The organism is Thiohalocapsa halophila, from assembly GCF_016583825.1.
In the GTDB taxonomy this organism is placed as follows: Bacteria; Pseudomonadota; Gammaproteobacteria; order Chromatiales; family Chromatiaceae; genus Thiohalocapsa; species Thiohalocapsa halophila.
Genome location: NZ_NRRV01000011.1, coordinates 47572 through 71124, shown reverse-complemented (window position 1 = coordinate 71124; position 23553 = coordinate 47572). Strand labels below are relative to the sequence as shown.

Sequence of the window (23553 nt, the reverse complement as noted above, 5' to 3'; positions counted from 1 at the left end):
CCCGTCCTGCCCACTGCGGTATTCGGCTCGCCGGCTGTGTCGTGTATTCTTCGCTGAAACGGCCGGCGGCGGTGCAGGTGGCGCGCGCAGCGGTACCGAGCGGGTTGCGGCCTCGAGCTTTTCCCATACCCAGAGGCGAGTGAGCGACGATGCCAGAGGACAAGAAGGTCGTAACCAAGAAGACCACGACGAAGAAGGCCGCTGCGGCGAAGAAGACGGCGGCCGCAGCACCGGATCCGGTCATGAAGAAGACGGTCGCAAAAAAGGCGGCCGCCAAGAAGGCACCTGCCAAGCAAGGGCCAACGGCGGCGCCGGCCGCCCCCGTGACCAAGAAGACCCTTGCCAAGAAGGCAGCCACGAAGAAGGCTATCGCCAAGAAGGTCCCAGCGCAGGCCGCGGTCCCCAACAACGCCCCGCAACCGCCGTTGCCGGACCGGGCGGTGACACTGAAGCCGGTCAGTGAGGTAACACCGGAAGAGCGCTACCGGATGATCCAAGAGGCGGCCTACTACCGTGCCGAGAAGCGCGGCTTCGAGCCCGGTCACGACGAAGAGGACTGGGCCGCCGCCGTAGCCGAGATCGACGCGATGCTGGGCCGCGATGGCTGAGGGCACCCGCGCGATTGACGTCCTCGCCGGCTGAGACACTGAGCGGCTCAGGACCCAATCCGGCGGGCTCGGTCGGTCCGGGCTGCATCGGCTTGGCTTCGCAGAAGGCGCGACGCAGGGTCGATTTCGATAGCGATGCCGATTCGCATCCGCGTGAGGAAGTCGCCAGCGCATCGGCTCCGCATCCCGCGGCGGGCCCTTTTGCACAGGGGCAGCGGTCGCCACTTCTGCGCTTTGCCGGCAGCCAACGGTGACCGATCATGACCGCCCCGGACCCCTATCTTGCCTCCCCCGCCGACACGGTCGTGGACCCGGCCGCGCTGCGCGAGCAGTTCATGGCGGAGGGGCTCGATCGCGACGCGCTGGCGGCGGACCCCGTCGACCAGTTCCAGCGCTGGTACCAGCAGGCCATCGACGCCCGCCTGCCGGAGCCCAACGCCCTGTCGCTCGCCACCGTGGACCCGGACGGCCAGCCGAGCCTGCGCACCGTGCTGCTCAAACTCTATGACGCCGACGGCTTCGTCTTCTTCACCAACTACGAGAGCCGCAAGGCCCGGCAGATGGACCACAACGACCGCGTGGCCCTGCTGTTCCCGTGGGTGGCGCTGGCGCGGCAGGTGAAGATCCTCGGCCGCGCCGCGCGCATCCCGACGGCGGAGTCGCTGAAGTACTTTGCCACCCGCCCCCGCGGCAGCCGCATCGGCGCCTGGTCCTCGCCGCAGAGCCAGGTCATCAGCTCCCGCTCCCTGCTGGAAGAAAAGGTCGCCGAGATCAAGCGCCGCTTCGGCGACGGCGAGGTCCCGCTGCCGCACTTCTGGGGCGGCTACCGGGTGGTGCCGTCCAGCATCGAGTTCTGGCAAGGCCGCGAAAGCCGCCTGCACGATCGCTTCCGCTACACCCGCGAGCAGGATGCTTGGCGCATCGAGCGCCTCGCCCCGTAGGTCGGCGCCGACGCCAGGAGGCCCGACACCCGGCGCAAGGCCCCGTCGGGCTTCGCTGCCGCTCAGCGCCGACCTACGGCAGCCTCGCGTAGGTCGGCGCCGACGTCAGGAGGCCCGACAACATGCCGCCACGCAAGGCGCCAGCGCCGATGGATGATCCAACGCGTCCCATCACCGCCGACGACATCACCGGACTGATCCTCGCCGGCGGTGCCGGGCGGCGCATGGGCGGCCAAGACAAGGGCCTGGTGGAGCTCGACGAGCGGCCGCTCGCGGCCTGGACCGCCGCCGCGCTGCGCCCGCAGGTGGGCCGGCTGTGGATCAGCGCCAACCGCAATGCCGAGCGCTATGCGCCGCTGGCGGAGCGCGTCGTCGCGGATCGGCTGACGGGCTACCAGGGACCGCTGGCGGGTATCGCGGCGGCGCTCGCCGTCCTGGAGACCCCCTGGCTGCTCACCAGCCCCTGCGACACACCCTGGCTGCCGGCGGACCTGGGCGAGCGGCTCGGGCGTGCCCTCGCCGCAGACGCTGCCGCGGACCTCGCCGTCGCCGCCGACCCCGAGCGCCGCCACCCGCTGCATGCCCTGCTGCCGGCACGCCTCGCACACGGCCTGGACGCCTACCTCGCCGACGGCGGGCGCAGCGTCCGAGGCTGGCTCGACACGCTGAGGCCCACCGTGGTCACCTTCGACGACGGTGCCCGCGCCTTTGCGAACCTGAACAGCGTGGAGGATCTAAAGACGCTGGCGGGGAGCGCTGCGGCGTCGGTCGGTGCAGGCTAACCCCCAGGCGGCCATGGCGACCAAAGCCTGCCGAGCCGGTGCCAACAACGGCGTTTGCCGCCTAAGCTCCTCACGGCTGTCGTGCTCGGCTTCCTGCCGGGCTGGAAGCCGACGAAGATGCCGGCAGCCCAATGCGCATCGCCTTGGGCCATCGCCGCGCGCTGTCGGGCCTCCTGCGTCGGCACCGACCTACGCGAGCCGCCATAGGTCGGCGCTGAGCGGCAGCGAAGCCCGACGGGCAGGGTGTGATGCGCCGGCGTCTGGTGCCCGGCGCCGGTTGGGCTCAGGGCGAGAGATAGGGCGCCAGCGCGGCGCGCAGCTCGGCCTCGGTGCCGACATAGCTCAGGTCCGTGACGCTGCCCGCTTCCAGCCCGATCAGCGTGAGCTCGCCGTCCCGCCGGGGCAGCATTGCGGTGTCCGCCGCCTCTCGACCCAGCAGCATCGAATAGCTGTAGTCGCGCATCTTCGGCAGCGCGAACATCCGGGTCACCAGTCCCGGCATGGCGCTGATGTCCGCGACATAGCGGACACCGGCCTGCTCCAGGGTCTCGCCGCCTGTCGCCTCCAGGACGCCGTGGGCGAGCTCGCTGCTCTCCCGGTCCGGGGCGAATAGCACCAGGCGCGTGCCGGCCTCGATGGGGCCGGGACGCTCGTGCTGGTCCGTGAGCCCGAGCTCGGGCAAGGCTTGGCCGACGCCCACGGGCTCGACGGATGGGTCCGGCTCGGCCGCGCCGATGGCGGCGACACCCAGCCCCAGGAATACGCTCAGGCTCAGGACCAAGCCGAGCACGGATCTGCCTCTTGCACGGGAATTCATTACTGGCCGCCTCGGTGTGCTGCACTGCTCAAGGGCACAGCATGCCGGTCCGGGCGGGTCGACGGCAACAGCGCGGATGCGCACCCGGCCGGGCCGATCACGCCGATGCCGCGGAGATTGGGCAAGCATTGCCGGCACTGCCGGGGCAATCGCGTGCCGACGCTCCTTGGCGCCATGCCGACATCTTTTGCGCCTGCCATCGGCGGGCTCCTTGTCCTCGCCGCGGGTCCGTCTTAGGCTCGGGGTGAGCCCCCAATCAGGAGGGACCAAGACATGACCCGTTCGTCATCGACGCTGCCCGGCGGCGATGTCCCGGTGGACCCCGTCTCCCACGATGGCCGCATGGTCAGCGAGGCCGAGTACTGGCGGGACTGGTATGACCCGGGCGACATCAGCTACGAGTGGAACCGGGGGCGGCTGGAGGAGCGACCGGTGTCGGACTTCGAGACCTTTCAGGTCTACGCCTGGCTCGTGGACCTGCTGCGGCACTACCTGCGGGTGCAGCCCATCGGCAAGCTGGTGGCGCTGGAAATGGGCTTCCGCTTGGCACTCGGGTCCGGGACCGTCGTCCGCAAACCCGATCTGGGCTTGGTGCTGGACACCAATCCGGTCCCTCTCGCGCCGGACGACAGTTCCTATCACGGCATTTTTGATCTTTGTATCGAGGCGCTGTCCACCGAAAAACCCGCCTATGTGCACCGGGATTTGGTGGTCAAGAAGGCTGAGTACGCCGCGGGTGGGGTCAGGGAATATTACGTGCTGCACCGCGAGCGCGACAATCTCGCCTTCTACGGCCGCACGGACACCGGTGCCTATGCGCCGCTGCCCGCCACGGGGCCGAGCGACCGGCCGGTGGTGACCTCTCAAGTCTTGCCGGGCTTCCGCTTCCGCATCGACGATCTCATCGCCCGCCCGGACTTGGAAGCCATGCGCCGCGACCCGGTCTATGCCGACTTCGTGGTGCCGGAGTGGACACAGGCCGAGCGTGAGCGTGAGCGTGCGCTGCAGGCAAGGGATCGACTCAGGCGCGAGCGCGATGCAGCCTTGGCGTCGCAGCGGCAGGAGGCCGCGGCCCGCGAAGCGCTGGAGCAGGAGCTCGCCCGCTTGCGGGCAGGCCGAGACCGCAGCGACGGCTGACCGGGACAGCGCGGAGCTGTCATAGCCATTCAGCACATCCGCGCTCGGCACACTCGGCCGGCTGCCCGCACCGCATCGGGCTGCGCCCTCCTATTCCGATACTCATCGCCCCCGACCGCCGCCGGCGCCATCCAGGGCATCGCGCCCGTGCGGTGCCGTGAAGTCCAGCGCCGGCCCCTTCGGCACGATGCCGTTCGGGTTGATGGACGGATGACTGCCGTAGTAGTGGCGCTTGATGTGGTCCATGTTCACGGTCTCGGCGATGCCCGGCATCTGGTAGAGCTCGCGGGTGTAGGCCCAAAGATTCGGATAGTCCACCAGGCGCTTCAGGTTGCACTTGAAGTGGCCGTGGTAGACGGGGTCGAAGCGCACCAGGGTGGTGAACAGGCGCCAGTCGGCCTCGGTGATGCGATCGCCCACCAGGTAGCGCCGGCGCGCGAGTCTCACCTCCAGCTCCTCCAGGGTGGCGAAGAGCTGATCGAAGGCCGCCTCGTAGGCGCTCTGGGTGGTGGCGAAGCCGGTGCGGTAGACGCCGTTGTTGACGGTGTCGTAGACCACGGCATTCACGGCGTCGATGTCGGCGCGCAGCTGCGCGGGATACAGGTCCAAATCGGCACGCGCCCAGGCATCGAAGGCGCTGTTCAACATGCGGACAATCTCCGCCGACTCGTTGTTGACGATGGTCTCGCGGGCCTTGTCGTAGAGCACGGGCACGGTGACGACGCCGTCGAAATCCGGCGCCGTGTGCGCGTAGAGCTGGTGCAGCTTCTCGAAGCCGTGCACGTGATCCGGCGTGGCGCCGGGGTACTCGCCGAAGACCCAGCTCTCCGGGGGCATCAGCGGGTGCACCACGGAGACCGAGATCAGGCCTTCGAGCCCCTTCAGCGTGCGCAGGATCAGCGTGCGGTGCGCCCAGGGACAGGCATAGGAGACATAGAGGTGATAGCGGCCCGGCTCGGCCTTGAAGCCGCCGTCGCCCGAAGGTCCGGGGCTGCCGTCCGGCGTCACCCAGTGGCGAAAGCCGGACTCCCAGCGCACGAACTCGCCCTTGCTGTTGGTCTTCATGGCATCCTCCGCCGCCCGCGGCGGCCGTCTGTGGTGTCTTGATCGGGCGCGGGCGGCGGCGAGCCCTGCGAGGGCCTGCGTCTGCCCCCGCGCAGCAGGCGATGCAGCCGCGCCGTTGTGGTCCATAGTTTGGGCGGCAGCGCAAATCCGCACCCGCTCGACGCTGGGGCCGCCGCGCGCTGCCGGGCGGAGCCCTATTGGCCGCTTGTCCCGCGGTCTCACGCGGATCGCGTGGAACGCCCGCGGCTTCCATCATTCCTGCACCCTTTGCAGGCACAATGGTCGCAGTGCTGCTAGTGGCCCGCCATGCAGATCTCCCTGCGCACCAAGCTCTTCCTGATCCTGCTCTGCGTCAGTCTGGGGACGGTGATCGTCACCCAGGGCTTCGTGCGCTGGTCCTTCCAACGCGGCCTGGAGCGCCTCGCCGCCGAGCGCCAGGCGCAGCGGCTGGAGGCAATCGCCGAGCGACTGTCGGCCATCCACGCGCGCGACGGCGGCTGGGACCGGCTGGCCGCGGACAAGCGGCTATGGGTGCACACCCTGGTCGGTGCGCCGCCCGAGAGGCATCGCCGCCGCTGGGCCGAGCCGGACGTCGGCGACGCGCCGGCCCATCAGGACCTTCCGGGCCGCCACGGCGGCCGGGGGCCGCCGCCCTGGGCACACCGCCCGCTGCGGGAGCTCCTCGGCGATCTGCTGGCGGAGCCCGGCGCCTGGCCGCCCCGGCGGGTGCTGGCCCGCATCCAGGCCGGCGAGCCGCCGCGGCCGCTGGAGCTGCGGCTGATGCTGCTGGATGCCGCCGGCGACATCGTCTACGGCCGCGAGGCCCTGCTGGCCGATGCCGAGCGGCACCCCCTGCGCGACGGTGGCGGCCTCATCGGCAGCCTCGCCGTGCTGCCGGGACCGCCCATCACCGAGCTGGCGGATCTGCGATTCCGCGAGCGCCAAAGCGGTGCCCTTTGGGTCATCGGCCTCGGCGTGGCGCTGCTGGCGGCGCTGCTGGCCTTCCCGCTGTCGAAGCGCCTGACGCGGCCGGTGGTCGCCCTTCAGCGCAGCATGCGCCGGCTCGCCGCCGGCGATTACGACGCCCGGGTCGCCGTGGCCGGCAACGACGAGCTGGGCCGCCTCGGGCGCGACCTGAACGACCTCGCCGCGGCCCTGGCGCAGACGGAGCAGGCACGCCGGCAATGGGCCGCGGATATCGCCCACGAGCTGCGCACGCCCCTGTCGCTGCTGCGCGCCGATGTGGAGGCCATGCAGGACGGCGTGCGGCCGCTGGACCACGCCGCACTGGACGCACTGCACGCAGACAGCCTCAGGCTCGGGCGCCTCATCGACGACCTCTACGAGCTGTCCATGACCGATCTGGGCGCGCTCAGCTATCGCAAGGCGCCGGTGGATCTGCTGGCGCTGCTGTCGGGCGAGCTGGATGCCTTCGAAGGCGCGTTCGCCGAGGCCGGCATCGCCCTGGCGCTGTCGGCCGATGGCGCCGACGAGACCCGCGACTGGACAGTGCACGGCGACCCCCGGCGCCTCGCGCAGCTCTTCGGCAACCTGCTGCGCAATACCCTGGCCTACACGGACCGCGGCGGCGAGCTGCGGGTGCGCCTCTCCCGGCGCGCGGGCTCGGCGCACATCGACTTCGACGACACGGCTCCGGGCGTGCCGGCGGCCGACCTGCCGCGGCTGTTCGAGCGCCTGTATCGGGTGGATGCTTCCCGCAACCGCGCCACCGGCGGCGCCGGGCTCGGCCTCGCCATCGCGCGCAACATCGTCGCCGCCCATGGCGGGGCCATCAGCGCCGCCGCCTCGCCCCTCGGCGGGTTGCGGGTGCAGGTGGCGCTGCCCCTCGCCTCAGCGGCAGACGGCGCCCGCTCGCGCTATAACAGCGGACATCCAGGCACCGCAGCCCACAGCGCCGGAGACCGCTGACATGCGCAGCCACATCCTCATCGTCGAAGACGAGACGCGCCTCGCGGCATTGCTGGCGGACTACCTACAGGCCGCAGGCTTCACGACCCATTGCCTGCACACCGGCACCGGCGCCGTGGAGTGGATTCGCGAGCATCAGCCGGCGCTGGTGCTGCTGGACCTGATGCTGCCGGGCACCGACGGCCTCGACATCTGCCGGCAGGTGCGCGCCTTCTCGCAGGTGCCCATCGTCATGACCACGGCCCGGGTGGAGGAGATCGACCGCCTGCTGGGCCTGGAGCTCGGCGCCGACGACTATGTCTGCAAGCCCTACAGCCCGCGGGAGGTGGTGGCACGGGTCAAGGCGGTGCTGCGCCGCACCCGGGCCGAGCGCCTGTCGCCGCCGACGACCGACGCCGGGCCGCTGTGGCTGGACGACGACAGCCTGCGGGTGCGTGCCAACGGCGGCACCATCCAGCTCACCGCCGTGGAATACGCACTGCTCAAGGCCTTGGTGCGCGCCCCGGGCCGGATCTTCTCCCGCGCCCGGCTCATGGAGCGCATCTACGACGACCACCGGGTGGTCTCCGACCGCACCATCGACAGCCACGTGAAAAAGCTCCGTCGCCGCCTCGCCGAGATCCTGCCGCCCGGGCAGGAGCTGATCCACTCCGTGTATGGCGTGGGCTATCGCTACGAGGTGTCGGAGGACCAGCGGCCGTCGCCGTGATCAGCGCCTGCGCCGGACGACCGGCGCCGCTCGGCGAAGCACGGCGCCGACACTTGCACCCTTTTTGCACCGAGGCTGCGCAGCCACTGCCCGGTTGCCGCCTAATCTGCACGGCGTGGCTGGATCGCGCCGACCCCAAACGCCGCGCAGACCGGCCACAGCATGGCAACCACACTCAACGGAGACCGACACATGTTGAACGCCAAGACCCAGCTCACCGCCCTCGCCATCGCCATCGCATTGGCCGGCGGCGCCGCCACCGCTGCGCCGCTGGAGGGCCATCCTCGCGCCGAGCAGCGACTGGACATGCGCATGGAGCGCATGGCCGAGCGGCTCGATCTCAGCGCAGCACAGCGTACGGAGATCCGGGCCATCCTCGACGACCACCACCAGGCTGCGGACATGCACCGCGCCCGGCTGCGGGAGCAGATCGATGCGGTGCTGACGGCGGAGCAACGCATGCGGCGGGACGAGCAGCGAGCCTACCTGCGCGGCATGCGCGAAGGGCGCGGCAACCGCGGCGCAGGTGGCCGCTCCGGGCGGGGTTGGTGATCAGTCCCCGCCGCCGGCTCACCGCCGGCCCGGCACGCCGGGCCGGCGGTGGCCAGTCGGCGGTATCTGGCCGGCAGTCTCTGGCCAGCGGTATCTGGCAGGGCGCTCAGACCGCGGCGCCTGAGCCGGCGGCGCCCGTCCCCTGACCGGGCAAGTGCCCCCGAATCAGCAATGAGACGGCGATGGCGATAGCACCGGCACCACCGATCACGAGCACCAGCAGCATCCAGTTGTCATTCAGCCAGGCGATGGCGACGCCGCTCAGCAGCAGGAAGACCCCGAACAGGGCCATTTTCCAGTCCAGATAGATGCCGGAGAGCACCGCCGCGAGGCCGATCACATAGATGGTCACGAAGGCGTCCTGCTCGTCGTTGAGAAAGTCCTGTACCGCATGCGCATAGAGCAGGCGAATGGTCAGGATGAGCGCCCCCCAGTGCAGCACCTGGCGCAGGATATAGGCCCAGCGCTCGCTGCCGGCGTTGCCGGCCCAGCGCCAGCCGCCGAGGATGGAGACCAGCGCCACCAAGGGGATGAACATCTGCCAGTAGGTGCTCATCTCGGCGGCGTCATGCGCGGTCATGGCCACCAGACCCAGCGCGGCGACATAGAGCACCACGTACGGCAGCTGATAGAGCAGGAAGCGCTTACGGTCGAGCTTGTTCTCTGATGCGGACACGGCGAACTCTCCTTCGGGCTTGCGTAACTTCAGGGGTGCCGGTTCTCGGAAGCAGCAGTGCTCCCGGTGAGACGGGTCAGGGGGCGGCGTCGGCCCGGCACGGTTGGTGGCCGGGGCGCGTCCGTTAGGGCTGCCCCCGATGCGACAGCATACCCGCCGCGTGGCCCGCAGGACAGCCAAACAGTACGCAAAATAGGGTTAGCCTTGGGGCCAGAGCGGCACCCGGCCAGCCGCATTGAGGTCGAGTGGATCAAGGCTGCGCATTGTCCGCTTCCACCGCCTCCAGGAGGCGCTCGTAGATCTGCGGAAAGGTGTAGGCGACGCGGTTCCAGGACGGGATCAGCTTGGCCTCCTGCGGCCCCTTGCTCTGCATCCAGGCGTCCCAGAGGAAGCCGCGGAAGTGGCTCGCGGCGGATTCTTCTTCGTACAGGTCGTAGTGCAGGTCGTTGACGTCCGAGTCGTAGCTGTATTTGCGCACGTACTTGAGCGCGTTCTGGTAATAGGTGTGGAGCAGCATATCCACATAGGAGTCGTCCAGCGGCACGCCGTGGGAGCGCATGTAGGTGAGATAGAACTTGGCGATGTCCACCACCATGCGGTGCAGGCCCTTGTTGGTGTCGTTCGGAGACAGCTCTTGGTGCTTGTGCTCGTAGTTGGGCGCGAGATCGATCTGCGCCACCTGCCGGCGGGTGAGCTGATCGTACACCTGCGACAGGGTCGCCACCTCCAGGCCCCAGTCGTAGGCGATATTCAAGCCCCGGGCCAAGTCGGAGGTGAAGCAGAACTCCCCGGCCAGCGGGTACTTGAAGCTCCTGTGGTAGTCGAAGAAGCGCTGCAGCTCCGGCAGCCCCTGCTGGCACATGATGCACGAGAGGGTATCGACGAAGGGCGTCACGAACAGCCGGGTCACGCGCCCCTTCATGGAGCGCTCGGTGGGCGAGATGCGCGCGTAGTAGCCCTTGCAGAACTGGAAGTCGTTGTTTGGGTTCGCCACCGGCTCGATGAGCCGCGCCAGCATGGTGCGGCTGTAGGTGACGATGTCGCAGTCGTGCAGCGCGATGACGCTGGCCTGGTCACGAGCAAAGAGGTAGCCCAGCGTCACCCACACCGACTGCCCCTTGCCCCGCTCGCCGGTGGGGATCTCGCGCTCCGCAATCTGCGCCAGCAGATCCTGGATGCGCGGGCCGTCGATCCAGATGATCCGCACCTCGCGCTCCGGGCTGGCCAGCTGGCCGAAGTAGGCCTGAGCGGCGCGAAACTGTGCCTCTTCCGGGGCGCCGCCGAGGGCGACGACAACGCTCTTGAGGTAGCGCACCTCGGCGATGCGCTCGATGATGCGGTCCAGCACCCCGGCGTTGCCCATCTCGCTGTACAGCGAGGGCAGCAACAGGCTCATGTGGGTGTGACGCGCATGGTCCTCCAGCTTCCGCTCGAGGTTGCTCAAGTAGTTCTCCTTGTCGAACGCCTCATACAGCGCATGCAGCGTCGTGATCTGCGGCTCCTGGTGGAAATCGGCCATGATTCAACCCTCAGGTCGGTCTCACAACATTGCTGCTGGGCCCGGTGCCGAACGCGGCGGCGTGCGCTGGCGAGCCGTCGTCGGCACCGCGCAGCGTCACTGGTGGGCAATGGGCTTGCTGGTGAACAGATAGTCCTTGAGCTCGCCGTCGAGCTTCGGGTCCTTGCGCCGAATCCACTCCAGCAGCATCGCCGCGTGCTCTTTTTCTTCGTCGCGGTTGTGGGCGAGGATGGCGGCGAGCTCCGAATCTTTGCAGGCGTCCACGCGCTGGTTGTACCAGTCGACCGCCTCCAGCTCTTCCATCAGTGAGACGATCGCCCGGTGCATGTCCCGGGTCTCGTCGGACAGCTCGTCGATGGGCTCGTGGTAACCCTCGTTTGCCATGGCAGATCTTGCTCCTGCTGCGATTGGTGATACTAAGCGCTGTCGGACATCTGCCGACGATTGCCGGTCCGCCACCGACGGGTGCCCGACGCGCTGCTAGGCCCTGGGATGAGCCCGCGCCAAGGATGACAGAAAAGGCAGCACAGTTCCCGCCCCGAGCAGCACCCGCACCGGCACCCGGAGCAGATCCTGGAGCAGATCCCGGAGCAGATGGGGGCGTAACCGAGCGAAGCGCTTCCTGGTCATCGCCGACGAAGCAGGCATTCGCGATTCTTGCCGGCTCGCGCTGCATCACGCGCGCGGGCGTTCTCTGGCACGCCCCCCTCGGATGTTGGCACGAAGGTCGCGACATCCGGGTAATCCTGAACCCAGATGACGAGGCCCAGCGCCATGGTGCATCGCGCCCAGATCCCCAGAGGCTTGCTCGTGCTCTACGCCCTGCCGTCGCTGATGACGTCCGTGGCGGCCCTGCCCATGGCGCTGTTCGTGCCGGCCTTCTATGCCGACGAATTGGGACTGCCGCTGGCCGCAGTGGGTGCGACCATCGCCGCCTCGCGGGTGCTGGACGTCATCACAGACCCGCTCATCGGCGGCCTGAGCGACCGCATCCACACCCGCTGGGGCCGGCGCAAGCCCTGGATGCTGCTGGGCACACCGCTGTTCGTCGTCGCCGTCTGGCAGGTATTCGTGCCCGCAGAGGCGGCGAGCCTCGGCCACCTGCTGTTCTGGGCGGCCCTGCTGTATCTCGGCTTCACGATGATCGACCTGCCGCACAAGGCCTGGGGCGCCGAGCTGTCCACCGACTACGACGAGCGCTCGCGCATCACCAGTATCCGCGAAGCGCTGTCCACCGCCGGCCAGGTGGCGCTGCTGGGATTTCTGGTGGTGCTGAGTGTGCAGGGTCTCACCGCCGGTGCCGAGCAGCTGCGCGGCATGGCCTGGGTGCTTGTGCTGGGCTTGCCGGTGCTGGTGGCGGTGGCGCTGCTGCGAGTGCCGGAAGGCCCGCCGGAACGCACTGAGCGGGTGCACCTCGGCTTCATCGAGGGACTGCGCATCCTCGCGCGCAACCCAGCCTTCGGGCGCATGATCGGCTGCGTGCTGCTGTTCGTCTCCGGCATCGCCATCCAGGGTACGCTGCATCGCCTGGTGCTGGCGGACGTCATGGGTGATGAGTCGCTGTTCCCGTGGATGATCTTCATCGAGAACCTGGCCACGCTGGCAGCGGTGCCCGCCTGGCTGTGGCTGTCGGTGCGCATCGGCAAGCACCGGGCGCTGGTGGCGGCGGCGCTCTGGCTGGCGGTGCTGAGTCTGCCGCTGGCGCTGCTGCGCGCGGGCGACGCCGTGCAGCTCCTGGTGCTGATCGCCATCCGCGGGTCCAGCTTCGCGTCCATCCTGTTCCTGGCCAACTCCATCGCCGCCGATGTCATCGACGTCGACAGCCTGTCCTCCGGGCGGCAGCGCTCCGGGCTCTACTTCGCGGCCTGGGGCATGACCATCAAGCTCTCGCTGGCCCTCGGCGTGCTGCTCGGCACCGCCCTGCCCGCCGCCTTCGGCTACGACCCGAGCGCGGACGTGACCCCGCCGGCGGTGCAGGCGCGCCTGATGCTGATCTACGGCGTCGTCCCAGCGGTGATGATGGCAGCCGGCGCGCTGTTTCTGATCCGCTTCCCGATCACGCGCGAGCGCCATGCGGAAGTCCGCGCGGCACTCGATGGGCGTGACGATGAGGCCCTTTCCGGCCAAACCTCGGACGCCGAGCGTAACCTCTGAGGCACCGCGCTCAGCGAGCGACCTCCCCGCCGGGCAAAGAGCGGGCCGAGTCCAGGATGGGATCGAAGGTCGCCGACAACATGGCCGCGATGTTGCGGGCATGGTTGACGAGCCAGAGGCTGTCGTCGGCGCCGTTCAGCACGATCGGCGGGTATAACTGCGACACGCGGTACAGGTCTTGGATGGCCTCATCGAGCGCCACCACGGCATCGGGCTCGAAGTCGGGCCCATAGGCGGAGCGGATGACCGAAAGCGTGTCAGCCGACACCGCCGCGGCACAGATGGCCGAATACACCCGGTGGCGGCGCTCGTCGGGCGGGACCTGGGCGGCGTCGTTCAGCCGCGAGTAGATCTTGTCCAGCGCGCCGTTTTGTCCGCCCAGCTCAGTGAGCAATGCGGCCAGATCATCCGGGCGCACGTTGCTGACGGCGTTGCCGGCGCGCAGGTCCTTGACGTACTCGTCGAGGTCCTCGAAGCCAAGCTCATACTCGTGCTGGGAGTCGGCACCACCGAGCCAGGAAATGCCCCAGCGACGCGGGTCGTAGTTGAACTTCTTGGCCGCGTTGGTCAACCGGGGATCGTCTTGAGACGAGCCGCCGATGCGTGCGGTGCGATCGGCGAAGACCTCGAAGATCTCCGTGGTGACGTACCAGATGCCGCCGGGCTCGCCCTTGACCCCGGCCGCACAGGCGGCGTTGCGGTCGAAGAAGATCACCAGGTCGTTCGGGGCCCAGCCGCCCTGATCGTTCAGGCGGCGCCGGAACTGATAGGTGATGGCCTCGGCCAACAGGGCGCCCTTCTCGTCACGGGCGAGGTCGGCGTTGGCCGGATCCTGGAAATCTTTGTTGATCTCGGGGGTATCCCAGACCCAGATCAGGATGCCGATCCACAGTGCCGCCAGCAGCACGGGGATGCCGATGATCAGGCCCGACCAGAGCACCGTTTGCTTGGTGAGCCAGGTCAGTATCCGCTTGATCGGACTCTTGTTCGATTCCTTCAAAGCTAGCCTCCGTTGGGCTGTGGGAGAGATAACTCGCTACCGTAGGCTATAAGGGATCGAGAAGACAACTGACCTTGACGGATAAACCGGCACTGCGCGCTCGGCATAGCATGTCACCGCGCGCGGACAACAGCCAGCGCCGCCTGCGCCGGCCACGGCCTCGTCTGCGCCGGCTCGATCTCGCAGCCTTCGGGCGGAGCGCTTCGGCCTGCGCAGTCTGCGCGCGGCTGGTCGAGCGCGGTGAAACACCAGCCGCCGCAGCGCCCCGTCAGGTCCGGCACTGGCCCGCAGCGAAGTTCGTGCCCGTCGGGTTCCACGGGCACATGCTCAGCACGCGCCCGTCGGCATAGTGCCAAATGCCGTGCTGATCGACCACGAAGTGGTGGATTTCGCTCACCTGCGGCAGACGGGAGTTACGCAAATCCTGCTTGCTTGGGCCGGGGACGACGCGCCGGCCCCAGAGATGCGTGTGCCAAGAGCAGGAGAGCTCGTGGTTGCCGCGGCGACCGACGGGCAGCGCAAGGCCGACGTTGGTGTCGTCTCCCAGCCCTGCACGCACCACCCGCGTCAGTTGCCCGGTGCGTGCATCGCTCACGCACCAGCCGGCCACCTCCCGGCGGGTGGCGCGGGTGTCGTTCACGGCACGGATGAGGATATCGGCAACGGGCTGCGTAACCATGTCCGGACCGTCGGCCGGCAAGGGCGTCAGCGCACGCTGCGTGGCGCAGCCGGCACAGAGGGCCGCGCCGAGCATGGCGGCACCGATAAAGGGCGGGACTTTCATCATCATGTGCTGAAAACGGCAGGGCGTGCTGCCCCGCACGGGAAATGCCGATCATTCGGCGTTTCCCTAGCCTGGGATGCTGGAAGAGGTCCATCCGAGCATCACGTGCGCCGCGGACTTGGCAGCGAACCGCGAGCATAGCGCAAACAACTCCGGCGCGGCTCGGCGCCCCTGCCGTTTCGCCGCGCGTAGACACGGAGCACCGCGAAGACCCGTGCGGCATCCGGCGCAAACGCTGGGGCCTGCATGGGCACTGCCAACGGACACCAGCGCGCATCCCGGGCATGCGGCAGGGTCGCACGACGGCTGCAAGCTTGGCCGAGTCCGCTGGCGGCCGCGCCGGCGGCAAGCTTGCGGCCGCGGCGGGGCCTCTTAGGCATCAGCGGTCTTGGCGCCGGTGGATCGGCCCCGGTCGCGTCCAGCATCGATGGCGTCGCGGCAGCCGGACGACTCGCGGCCGAGAAGGTCGGCGCCGCAAGGTTGCCGGTGCGACGCGCACCGCCAACAGCGCCCAGGCTTGGGGAAGGCTCGCCGCGCGCTGGTGCCGTGCGGCGACCAGACCCCCGCTGCCGGCGGGCTTCTCTCGAGTGCGCCAGTACACGGTCTCGCAATCCCCGGTCGGATGCAACCGTGAGCACGCGCTGTTCGTGACCGACCACAAAGACTCAAGTGCCAAAAGGGCGGCGGGACCGCGGTGCTCGGCGCTGTCCCGGCACACGACGGTACACAGATCCCGCCCGTTCAACGCGATACATCGCAAGGAGACGGGGTAACTGTTGCCTGCTGCCGGCCCACAGGTGCCTCGGCGTCGCTCGGGCCGACGCCAGGAGGCCTGACAGTCAGGCGGTAACGGAAATCCAGCGGCCCAAGATCACAAACCAGTACGACCAATGCGGCGGGGACTCGCCGCGCAGCGGTCGCTGCCTCTTCGACTGCCGCGCGGCCCTTCCTGCCTGACCCAACCTCGTCCCAAAGCGCCGCTTCGCGATGCCATGCCGCAAGCTCGAGCCAATGAGACCGCGCCACGCGGAGCCGGTATAAGGCGGCAGACGGATCGGCTCGAGGGCCTCGCACTGGAAGCGCAGGCGCTTGAGCGGCAATGTTGGGATAGGTTTGGGATAGGTATGGTCGGGACGGATGACATGACCTGCTGGGGAGCATCGAGTCTGTGGCTACAAGTCTTTGCGCAGATTGCGCGCTGGTGCCGACTGCCGACTGACAGCTCATCTGTCTGATGCAGGCCGCTACGCCCCCATGGCACACCCCGCGCGGCGCCGAGCTGCGTTACAACTCGTTGGAATAGGCCGGCTATTCCGCCTGGTTGTGCCTCGCCGGGCGGTTTGCGATCAGGCACGCGGCACGCGCCTTGGGGGCCGTTCACCCACCGTTTCTAGGGTAACCCTTTGCTTACCTGGGTAGGCGATCGCTGAGTCGCCCTGAGATCTCACGCGGTTTGGAGTGCGACCGGAAGAGCGATCCAACAACCACGCGCCTGGACCTGTGGCTGGCGGCGAGTCTCGTCGAGGCAATAGCCCGCGATGAGCCCAGGCGGGAAGTGGACCAGCTGCTGCTCGCCGACCCGGAATTCGCGGTCAGCGGGCTGACGGAGGGCTTGGGCGGTGCCCGCGCCGTCGCGCCAGTCAGACTGGCGCGGCCGCTGCGTTGGGTGGGACCGGCAAACTGAGCGGACCCGGCAGCTGGCAATGGCGGCTGACGCCCGCCGCAGGCGGCTGGCTCTGGCTGTTGGGACTGCGACGGCGGGCGAGGTTTGCGCTGTTGCGGCTCGGCTCAGGCGTCGAGCTTGTCGTCGTCCGGCTCACCGAGGCACTGCTCGGACTCGTACCACATGACGTTGATGATGCCGAAGGCGACGGCGAGCAGGACGCCTAATATCCAGGTGAAATACCACATGGTCGGGCTCCTCTGATATTTGCGGTTGTTGCTGGGAGTGTCGAGTGTCGAGTGTCGAGGGACGAGGGACGAGGGACGAGGAAGAGAGCATACCTCGCCACTCGTTACTCGTTACTCGCTACTCGTTACTCGTTACTCGTTACTCGCTACTCGCTGCTAATAAGCCAACTTATCCTGGGACTCGATCTCCTCCACCGTGATCCGCCGCCACATGCGGGCATAGGTCCAGGTGGTGTAGGCGAGGATGATCGGGATAAAGATCACTGCGGCCCAGAACATGACGGTCAGCGTCAGATGGCTGGAGGTCGCATCCCAGGCGATGAGGCTGCTGCCCGGGTTGGTGCTGGACGGCATGATGAAGGGGAACATGGCGGACCCCGCCGTCATGATGACACCCGTAATGCCGACACCGCTCATGACGAGCCCGAGCCCGGCGCGGTCTTGCATGGAGAGGGACACGGCATAGCCCAAGCCCGCGAAGCCGATGATCGGGAAGAACAGTGTCCAGGGATGCCGCCCGTAGTTGGCGAGCCAGGCGAAGGGCTCGATGACCACCTCTTTCGTCAGCGGGTTCGGAGTGGCATCCGTCGGCGGCATGCTCACCACGCGAAAGCCGTCGACGAAGAAGGTGAGCCAGATCCCAGCCAGCGCAAAGCCGATGATGGTGGCGAGGCCGGTCACCTTGGCCCACTGCTTGGCGCGGGAGACGATGGGCTCGGAGGTGCGAAGCTGTAGCCAGATCGCCCCGTGTAGGGTGAGCATGCCGAGGCTGATCAACCCCGCCAGCAGCGCGAAGGGGTTCAGCAGTGCGAAGAAGCTGCCCGTGTAGTAGGGCCGCAGCAGTTCATCCAGGTGGAAGGGCACGCCCTGGAGCAGGTTGCCGAAGGCGATGCCGAACACCAGCGCCGGCACGGCACCGCCGATGAACAGGCCCCAGTCCCAGGCATTGCGCCAGGCCTTGTTGTCGATCTTGCTGCGGTAGTCGAAGCCGACCGGTCTGAAGAACAAGGCGAACAGCGCCAGCAGCATCGCAAAGTAGAAGCCCGAGAAGGCGGCGCCATAGACCAATGGCCAGGCCGCAAAGATGGCCCCGCCGGCGGTGATGAGCCAGACCTGGTTGCCGTCCCAGTGCGGGCCGACGGTGTTGATGATGACGCGGCGCTCGGCGTCGTTCTTACCGAGGAAGGGCAGGAGCGTGCCCACGCCCATGTCCATGCCGTCGGTGACCGCGAAGCCGATGAAAAGCACACCGACCAGGAGCCACCAGACGAATTTCAGGATCTCGTAGTCCAGGATCATGTCAGTCCTCCCGCTGCTGTGCTGGTGCATTGGTGGGGGCGGGGCCCGGACCATTGCCCGAATCGGACTCGGAATCCGCGACGAGCTTGGCCTGGCGCTCGTGGTAATAGCGCCCGGAGTGCAGCGAGCTCGGCCCTTGGCGCGCGAACTTGATCATCAGGAACATCTCGATGGCGAACAGCGCCGTGTAGAAGATGATGAACGCGCTCAGGCTGAAGATCAGATCATTCGCCGTCAGGCTGGAGGCGGCGACGGAGGTGGGCAGCACCTCGCCGATGGCCCAGGGCTGGCGGCCGAACTCGGCGACGAACCAGCCGGTCTCCGCGGCGATCCAGGGCACCGGGATGCTGAGCAGGAAGGCCCGCAGCAGCCAGCGCTTCTCCTGGATCTTGCGGGTGGCGTTGAAATAGAACCCGAGCACGAACAGCAGCAGCATCCAGAACCCAGCCGCTACCATGATGCGGAAGCTCCAGAACAGCGGCGCCACCTCCGGGATGGAGTCCTTTACCGCCATCTGGATCTGCTCCTCGGTGGCCTCGGCGGGGTTGTCTGTGTACTTCTTGAGCAGGAGCCCGTAGCCCAGGTCATCCATGTGGTCCTCGAAGGTACCGCGATTGTGGGCGTTGTCCTCGCCGTTGCGCAGCCGTTGCAGATATTCGTAGGCCACCATGCCGGAGCGGATGCGCACCTCGTGCTCACGCATCAGGTCCTTGAGGCCGACGACCTCTTCGTCCAGGGAGCGGGTGGCGATGAGCCCCAGCGCCCAGGGGACCTTGATCGCCATGTGCGTTTCTTCGTCCTCGTTGCTCGGTAGCCCGAAGATCGTAAAGCCCGCTGGTGCTTCGGCGGTATGCCATTCGGCCTCGATGGCGGCGAGCTTGACCTTCTGCACGTCGCCCACCTCGTAGCCGGACTCGTCGCCCAGCAGGATCACCGACAGGATGGACGCGAGCCCGAAGCCCATGGCCACGGAGAACGAGCGCTTGGCGAAGGCCAGATCCCGACCCTTGAGCATGTACCAAGCGCTGATGCCGGCGACGAACATGGCGGCGGTGACATAGCCGGCGGCCACCGTGTGCACGAACTTGACCTGCGCAACCGGATTGAACATCACCTCATAGAAGCTCTGCATCTCCATGCGCATAGTCTCGTAGCTGAACTCGGCACCCACCGGGTACTGCATCCAGCCGTTGGCGATGAGGATCCACATGGCGGAGAGGTTGGAGCCGATGGCGGTCAGGAAGGTCACCATCAGGTGCTGGCGCTTGGTGAGCCGCTCCCAGCCGAGGAAGAAGAGCCCGATGAAGGTGGACTCCAAAAAGAACGCCATCAGCCCCTCGATGGCCAGCGGCGCGCCGAAGACATCGCCGACATAGTGCGAGTAGTAGGACCAGTTCGTGCCGAACTGGAACTCCATAGTGAGCCCGGTGGTGACCCCCAGGGCGAAGTTGATGCCGAACAACTTGCCCCAGAACTTGGTCATGTCCTTGTAGATTTCGCGCCCGGTCATGACATAGACGCTCTCCATGATGACCAGCATCCAGGAGAGGCCCAATGTCAGCGGCACGAACAGGAAGTGATACATCGCGGTGGCGGCGAACTGCCAACGCGACAGCTCGATCATGGTGCTGTCAAGCATGCTTCGCTCTTCCGTCGTTGTTGCAGTGATCCCAGCAGGCGTGCCGGATCACCGCCGTACCGGCCCGATCCGCTACCGCCCATCCTCGCCCAGGCGCGCCGCTGCCCCTGCGGGCGCGCACTGACCGGGACGCATCCGGCGCCCGACACCTGCGGCCCGGCAACGCCCGCCGGGACGCCGCAGGCCAGTCCATGCATTAGAGGTCACTTATATTCCCCCAGCGGCCGGGTCGGACATGCGAATTGTCAATGTCGACAGAATTGCTCGGGCGACGGCGCGCTTGCGATGACCGGCGTCAAGGGGACTCCACCAGTTTTCCTTTTAAAACAGGGGTATAAAAAGTCTTGTTGGAGGCATCAAAAGGGGCTGGGGCGGCGGCACCACACCGACTTGCGTCAAGCGGCACCAGGAACCGCCCGCGGCGACACCAAGCATTGACCCTCCGGCTCGCTTGGTCTCCATACCGCAGGCTGAGTCTGGGGCGCCGGCGAGGCGCGGACCGGAAGCGCCGGCTTTCAGCCGGCTTCGCGCGCCGGGGGCTCGATGCCCCCGGGGCGCGACCTGCGGCCTGGAGCCATGATGCAGCGCGGCACGGGCGGCCCTGCATGCGCCTTAGTACCGGCCCGGACACCGCCGACCCGGCACCGAGCCGAATGGGCGCGGTGAGCCGGCTCAAAGCCGGCACTCCCGTGCGGTAGGGTGGACCAGCGAAGCGCAGTCCACCAAAGGAGACGCCTGCATCTGCTGTTCGACTTGCGTCGCCAAAAATTGCGGGGCGCCCTGCCCGGCACGGGAAACACCGATCAATGGGCGTTAACCAAATGCCGGGCAGCGCTCGGTGGACTTCGCTGTCGCTCGTCCACCCTACGGGTCTCGCCTAAGATCTCAGGCCGAAACAGCACCGCATGGTCTGCGTCCGTGGAATAGATGAGGGCTCGCCCGGCAGCCCCGGCCGGTCCGGGGCTGCCGATGCGGCCCCTGCATACCCAGCTCGGGGCAGGGACGGCGCCGGGCGCTACGCCAGATCGAATCGGTCGGCGTTCATCACCTTCGTCCATGCGGCGATGAAGTCCCGCACGAATTTCTCCTGGTTGTCGTCCTGCGCATAGACCTCCGAATAGGCGCGCAGGATGGCGTTGGAGCCGAAGACGAGGTCCACGCGCGTTGCCGTCCACTTGACCTCGCCCGTCTGGCAGTCGCGGACCTCGTACAGGTTCTCGCCCGCGGGCTCCCAGCGGTAGTCCATGTCCGTCAGGTTGACGAAGAAGTCGTTCGACAGCACGCCTTCGCGGTCGGTGAAGACGCCGTGCTTGGTGCCGCCGTGGTTGGTCCCCAGCACCCGCATGCCGCCGACGAGCACCGTCATCTCCGGCGCGGTCAGCCCCATCAGCTGCGTGTGATCGAGCATGAGCTCCTCGGCGCTGACGGTGTAGTCCTTTTTGAGCCAGTTCCGATAGCCGTCGTGGATGGGCTCCAGCGGCTCGAAGGAGTCGGCGTCGGTCATCTCATTGGTGGCATCGCCCCGCCCGCACGCGAAGGGCACGCTGACATCGAAGCCGGCGGCCTTGGCCGCCTGCTCGACGCCGACATTGCCCGCCAGCACGATGACATCGGCCACACTGGCGCCGGTCTGCTGCGCAATGCCTTCGAGGGTGTCCAGCACCTTGGCCAAGCGCTCCGGCTCGTTGCCTGCCCAGTCCTTCTGCGGCGCCAGCCGAATGCGTGCCCCGTTGGCGCCACCGCGCATATCGGAGCCGCGGAAGGTCCGGGCGCTGTCCCAGGCGGTGGCGACCATCTCGGCGATGGTGAGGTCGCTCGCGGCGATCTTGACCTTGACCGCGTCGATGTCGTAATCGGTGCGGCCCGCCGGCACCGGGTCCTGCCAGATCAGGTCTTCCTGCGGCACCCAGGGGCCGAGGTAGCGCGCCTTGGGGCCCATGTCCCGATGCGTGAGCTTGAACCAGGCGCGCGCGAAGACCTCCGCCAGGTAGTCTGGGTCGCGGTGGAACCGCTCCGAGATCTCCCGATAGGCCGGGTCCATCTTCATGGCCATGTCGGCATCGGTCATGATCGGGTTGTAGCGAATGGACGGGTCCTCGACATCCACGGGCTTGTCCTCATCCTTGATGTCCACCGGCTCCCATTGCCAGGCGCCCGCCGGACTCTTGCGCGACTCCCACTCGTGGCCCAACAGCATGGCGAAGTAGCCGTTGTCCCACTGGACGGGGTTGGTGGTCCAGGCGCCTTCGATGCCGCTGGTAACGGTGTCTCGGCCGATGCCGCGCTGGGTCTTGTTGTTCCAGCCGAGACCTTGCTCCTCCAAGGGCGTCGCCTCCGGCTCCGGCCCGAGCAGGGCCGCGTCGCCGTTGCCGTGGCATTTGCCGACGGTGTGGCCGCCGGCGGTGAGGGCGACGGTTTCCTCGTCGTTCATCGCCATGCGCGCGAAGGTCTCGCGTACGTCCTGCGCGGTCTTCAGCGGATCGGGGTTGCCGTCGACGCCTTCGGGGTTGACGTAGATGAGCCCCATCATCACCGCAGCCAGCGGATTCTCCAGGTCTCGCTCACCGGAGTAGCGGCTCTCGGGGTTGTCGCTGGTGGCGAGCCATTCCTTCTCCGAGCCCCAGTAGGTGTCCTTCTCCGGATGCCAGATGTCCTCGCGCCCGAAGCCGAAGCCGAAGGTCTTGAGCCCCATGGACTCATAGGCCACGGTGCCGGCGAGGATGATCAGATCCGCCCAGCTCAGCTTGTTGCCGTACTTCTTCTTGATGGGCCAAAGCAGGCGGCGGGCCTTGTCCAGATTGGCGTTGTCAGGCCAGCTGTTGATGGGCGCAAAGCGCTGATTGCCCGTGCCGCCGCCGCCGCGGCCATCGGCGATGCGGTAGCTGCCGGCGGCGTGCCAGGCCATGCGGATCATCAGACCGCCGTAGTGCCCCCAGTCCGCCGGCCACCACGCCTGGCTGTCGGTCATCAGGGCGTGCAGGTCCTGCTTGAGGGCGTCGAAGTCGAGCTCCTTGACCGCTTCGCGATAATCGAAGCCCGGGCCCATGGGGTCGGGCTTGGTGTCGTGCTGATGCAGGATGTCGAGATTCAGCGCCTTCGGCCACCAGTCCATGTTCGATGCCCCGGCGGCCGTCATGGCGCCGTGCATGACAGGACACTTGCCGGCCGTTGTGTTGACGTCGTTGCCCATCGTTGCCTCCGGTTCGTGGCTTCACCAGTTCGCGTTTGATAGGCCCGGCTCGGTTTGGCCGGGCTCGGGTGCTCGTCGAGCATGGCCTCAGGCTAGAGTCAGGGGTGCGCCTTGTCCAATGCGCTGATTCTGCCTAGCTGATCGGCTACGGCAATCGTATGCGCTAAGGCAATAGGCAAAAGCTGACGCACAGGCTTGAGGCCGTCGCAGCGCCGCGAGCGCCTGCCCAGAGCCGTTCAACCGAGCGGCGTGATCCAGCACCCGGCAGCACCCGCGCGGTTGCCGGCCCAGACAAGCGCGTCGTTGCGAATCGGCGGCTCCGCCCGAGCGACCCGCCCCCCACCAGGGCAAGCGTCCGGGCAAGAGTCAGGGCAAGGGCTCTAGATGCAGATGGCGCCCGGCCCCGGCGTCGTCGCCGTGATCGTGGGCTTCTTCGGCGACCCGCACCGGCAGCACCGACAGCCGGCCGTGGCGCACACCGGGCTGGGCGATGACGGCATCGGCGAAGGCGCGCACCCGGTCCGTGGCGCCGCGCAGCACCACGGTCTCCAGGCAGTGGTCGTGGTCCAGGTGCACGTGCAGGGTGGACACGGCGAGGTCGTGGTGCTGGTGGTGGGCCTGGGTCAGCCGGCCGGCGAGCTCGCGCTCGTGGTGGTTGTAGACATAGCTCAGACTGGCGACGCAGTGACCGGTGGGCTCGCGCTGCAGGCGCTCGGCCTGGAGGCGCTCGCGGATCAGGTCGCGGACGGCCTCGGAGCGGTTGGCGTAGCCGTGCTCGGCGCGAAAGCGCTCGAAGGCGTCGCTCAGGTCGTCGTCGAGGGTGATGGTGACACGCTGCATC

At 67.8% G+C, this 23553-nt stretch carries 21 protein-coding genes; 8 read left to right on the top strand and 13 right to left on the bottom strand.

What is annotated here, in order from left to right:
* The first annotated feature begins 149 nt into the window (after positions 1-149).
* From CKO31_RS06675 to mobA, 3 genes are all read left to right on the top strand, one after another.
* Positions 150-608 (top strand): DUF2934 domain-containing protein, encoded by a 459-nt coding sequence (locus tag CKO31_RS06675; protein WP_242475203.1) that lies wholly within the window; start codon positions 150-152, stop codon positions 606-608.
* Positions 609-868: 260 nt separating this feature from the next.
* Complete coding sequence (gene pdxH / locus CKO31_RS06670; RefSeq protein WP_200235216.1) at positions 869-1549, top strand: pyridoxamine 5'-phosphate oxidase; 681 nt, start codon at positions 869-871, stop codon at positions 1547-1549.
* A gap of 122 nt (positions 1550-1671) precedes the next feature.
* Positions 1672-2331: a molybdenum cofactor guanylyltransferase MobA gene (gene mobA, locus CKO31_RS06665; protein ID WP_242475202.1), complete on the top strand. Its 660-nt coding sequence runs from the start codon at positions 1672-1674 to the stop codon at positions 2329-2331.
* Positions 2332-2614: 283 nt separating this feature from the next.
* On the opposite strand, the gene CKO31_RS06660 is transcribed toward mobA, so the two are convergent.
* A complete protein-coding gene (locus tag CKO31_RS06660; RefSeq protein ID WP_200235214.1) occupies positions 2615-3121 on the bottom strand; it encodes a hypothetical protein in 507 nt (168 codons plus the stop codon).
* Positions 3122-3421: 300 nt separating this feature from the next.
* On the opposite strand from CKO31_RS06660, the gene CKO31_RS06655 reads away from it, so the two are divergent.
* On the top strand, positions 3422-4285 hold the full coding sequence (locus tag CKO31_RS06655; RefSeq protein ID WP_200235212.1) for a Uma2 family endonuclease: 864 nt from the start codon (positions 3422-3424) through the stop codon (positions 4283-4285).
* 102 nt (positions 4286-4387) lie between these two features.
* Here CKO31_RS06655 and CKO31_RS06650 read toward each other — a convergent pair whose 3' ends face one another.
* The gene (locus tag CKO31_RS06650; protein WP_200235210.1) at positions 4388-5350 is read right to left on the bottom strand and encodes a glutathione S-transferase family protein; all 963 of its coding nucleotides are present in this window, start codon (positions 5348-5350) and stop codon (positions 4388-4390) included.
* 306 nt (positions 5351-5656) lie between these two features.
* On the opposite strand from CKO31_RS06650, the gene CKO31_RS06645 reads away from it, so the two are divergent.
* The 3 genes from CKO31_RS06645 (at position 5657) to CKO31_RS06635 (ending at position 8540) form a co-directional block, all read left to right on the top strand.
* Positions 5657-7279: an ATP-binding protein gene (locus tag CKO31_RS06645; RefSeq protein ID WP_200235208.1), complete on the top strand. Its 1623-nt coding sequence runs from the start codon at positions 5657-5659 to the stop codon at positions 7277-7279.
* A 1-nt stretch (position 7280) separates the two neighbouring features.
* On the top strand, positions 7281-7988 hold the full coding sequence (locus tag CKO31_RS06640) for a response regulator (RefSeq protein ID WP_200235206.1): 708 nt from the start codon (positions 7281-7283) through the stop codon (positions 7986-7988).
* Positions 7989-8180: 192 nt separating this feature from the next.
* Positions 8181-8540, top strand: coding sequence for a periplasmic heavy metal sensor (locus CKO31_RS06635; RefSeq protein WP_200235204.1), 360 nt, complete (start codon positions 8181-8183; stop codon positions 8538-8540).
* 106 nt (positions 8541-8646) lie between these two features.
* Here the strand turns inward: CKO31_RS06635 and CKO31_RS06630 are convergent, their stop codons facing one another.
* The 3 genes from CKO31_RS06630 to CKO31_RS06620 form a co-directional block, all read right to left on the bottom strand.
* Positions 8647-9216: a hypothetical protein gene (locus tag CKO31_RS06630; protein WP_200235202.1), complete on the bottom strand. Its 570-nt coding sequence runs from the start codon at positions 9214-9216 to the stop codon at positions 8647-8649.
* 250 nt (positions 9217-9466) lie between these two features.
* Positions 9467-10735, bottom strand: coding sequence for a glycosyltransferase family protein (locus tag CKO31_RS06625; protein ID WP_200235200.1), 1269 nt, complete (start codon positions 10733-10735; stop codon positions 9467-9469).
* Between the two features lie 96 nt (positions 10736-10831).
* Positions 10832-11119 carry an encapsulin-associated ferritin-like protein gene (locus CKO31_RS06620; protein ID WP_200235198.1) on the bottom strand — a complete coding sequence of 96 codons (288 nt, stop codon included), beginning with the start codon at positions 11117-11119 and terminating at the stop codon, positions 10832-10834.
* A gap of 372 nt (positions 11120-11491) precedes the next feature.
* On the opposite strand from CKO31_RS06620, the gene CKO31_RS06615 reads away from it, so the two are divergent.
* Positions 11492-12889 carry an MFS transporter gene (locus CKO31_RS06615; protein WP_200235196.1) on the top strand — a complete coding sequence of 466 codons (1398 nt, stop codon included), beginning with the start codon at positions 11492-11494 and terminating at the stop codon, positions 12887-12889.
* Between the two features lie 10 nt (positions 12890-12899).
* On the opposite strand, the gene CKO31_RS06610 is transcribed toward CKO31_RS06615, so the two are convergent.
* The 8 genes from CKO31_RS06610 to nikR form a co-directional block, all read right to left on the bottom strand.
* Entirely contained in the window at positions 12900-13889 is a 990-nt protein-coding gene (locus CKO31_RS06610) for a DUF2333 family protein (RefSeq protein ID WP_200235194.1), read from the bottom strand.
* Between the two features lie 268 nt (positions 13890-14157).
* Positions 14158-14679, bottom strand: a complete 522-nt coding sequence (locus tag CKO31_RS06605) for a hypothetical protein (protein WP_200235192.1) — start codon at positions 14677-14679, stop codon at positions 14158-14160.
* An 833-nt stretch (positions 14680-15512) separates the two neighbouring features.
* Positions 15513-15773, bottom strand: coding sequence for a hypothetical protein (locus CKO31_RS27925; protein WP_498370610.1), 261 nt, complete (start codon positions 15771-15773; stop codon positions 15513-15515).
* A 688-nt stretch (positions 15774-16461) separates the two neighbouring features.
* Positions 16462-16584 (bottom strand): cytochrome bd-I oxidase subunit CydX, encoded by a 123-nt coding sequence (gene cydX / locus CKO31_RS06600; RefSeq protein ID WP_200235190.1) that lies wholly within the window; start codon positions 16582-16584, stop codon positions 16462-16464.
* A 156-nt stretch (positions 16585-16740) separates the two neighbouring features.
* On the bottom strand, positions 16741-17883 hold the full coding sequence (cydB, locus tag CKO31_RS06595; protein WP_207147966.1) for a cytochrome d ubiquinol oxidase subunit II: 1143 nt from the start codon (positions 17881-17883) through the stop codon (positions 16741-16743).
* Position 17884: 1 nt separating this feature from the next.
* Positions 17885-19522 (bottom strand): cytochrome ubiquinol oxidase subunit I, encoded by a 1638-nt coding sequence (locus tag CKO31_RS06590; protein ID WP_200235188.1) that lies wholly within the window; start codon positions 19520-19522, stop codon positions 17885-17887.
* A gap of 1015 nt (positions 19523-20537) precedes the next feature.
* Positions 20538-22712, bottom strand: coding sequence for a catalase/peroxidase HPI (katG, locus tag CKO31_RS06585; protein WP_200235186.1), 2175 nt, complete (start codon positions 22710-22712; stop codon positions 20538-20540).
* A gap of 366 nt (positions 22713-23078) precedes the next feature.
* Positions 23079-23552, bottom strand: coding sequence for a nickel-responsive transcriptional regulator NikR (gene nikR / locus CKO31_RS06580; protein ID WP_200235185.1), 474 nt, complete (start codon positions 23550-23552; stop codon positions 23079-23081).
* Position 23553: the final 1 nt, after the last annotated feature.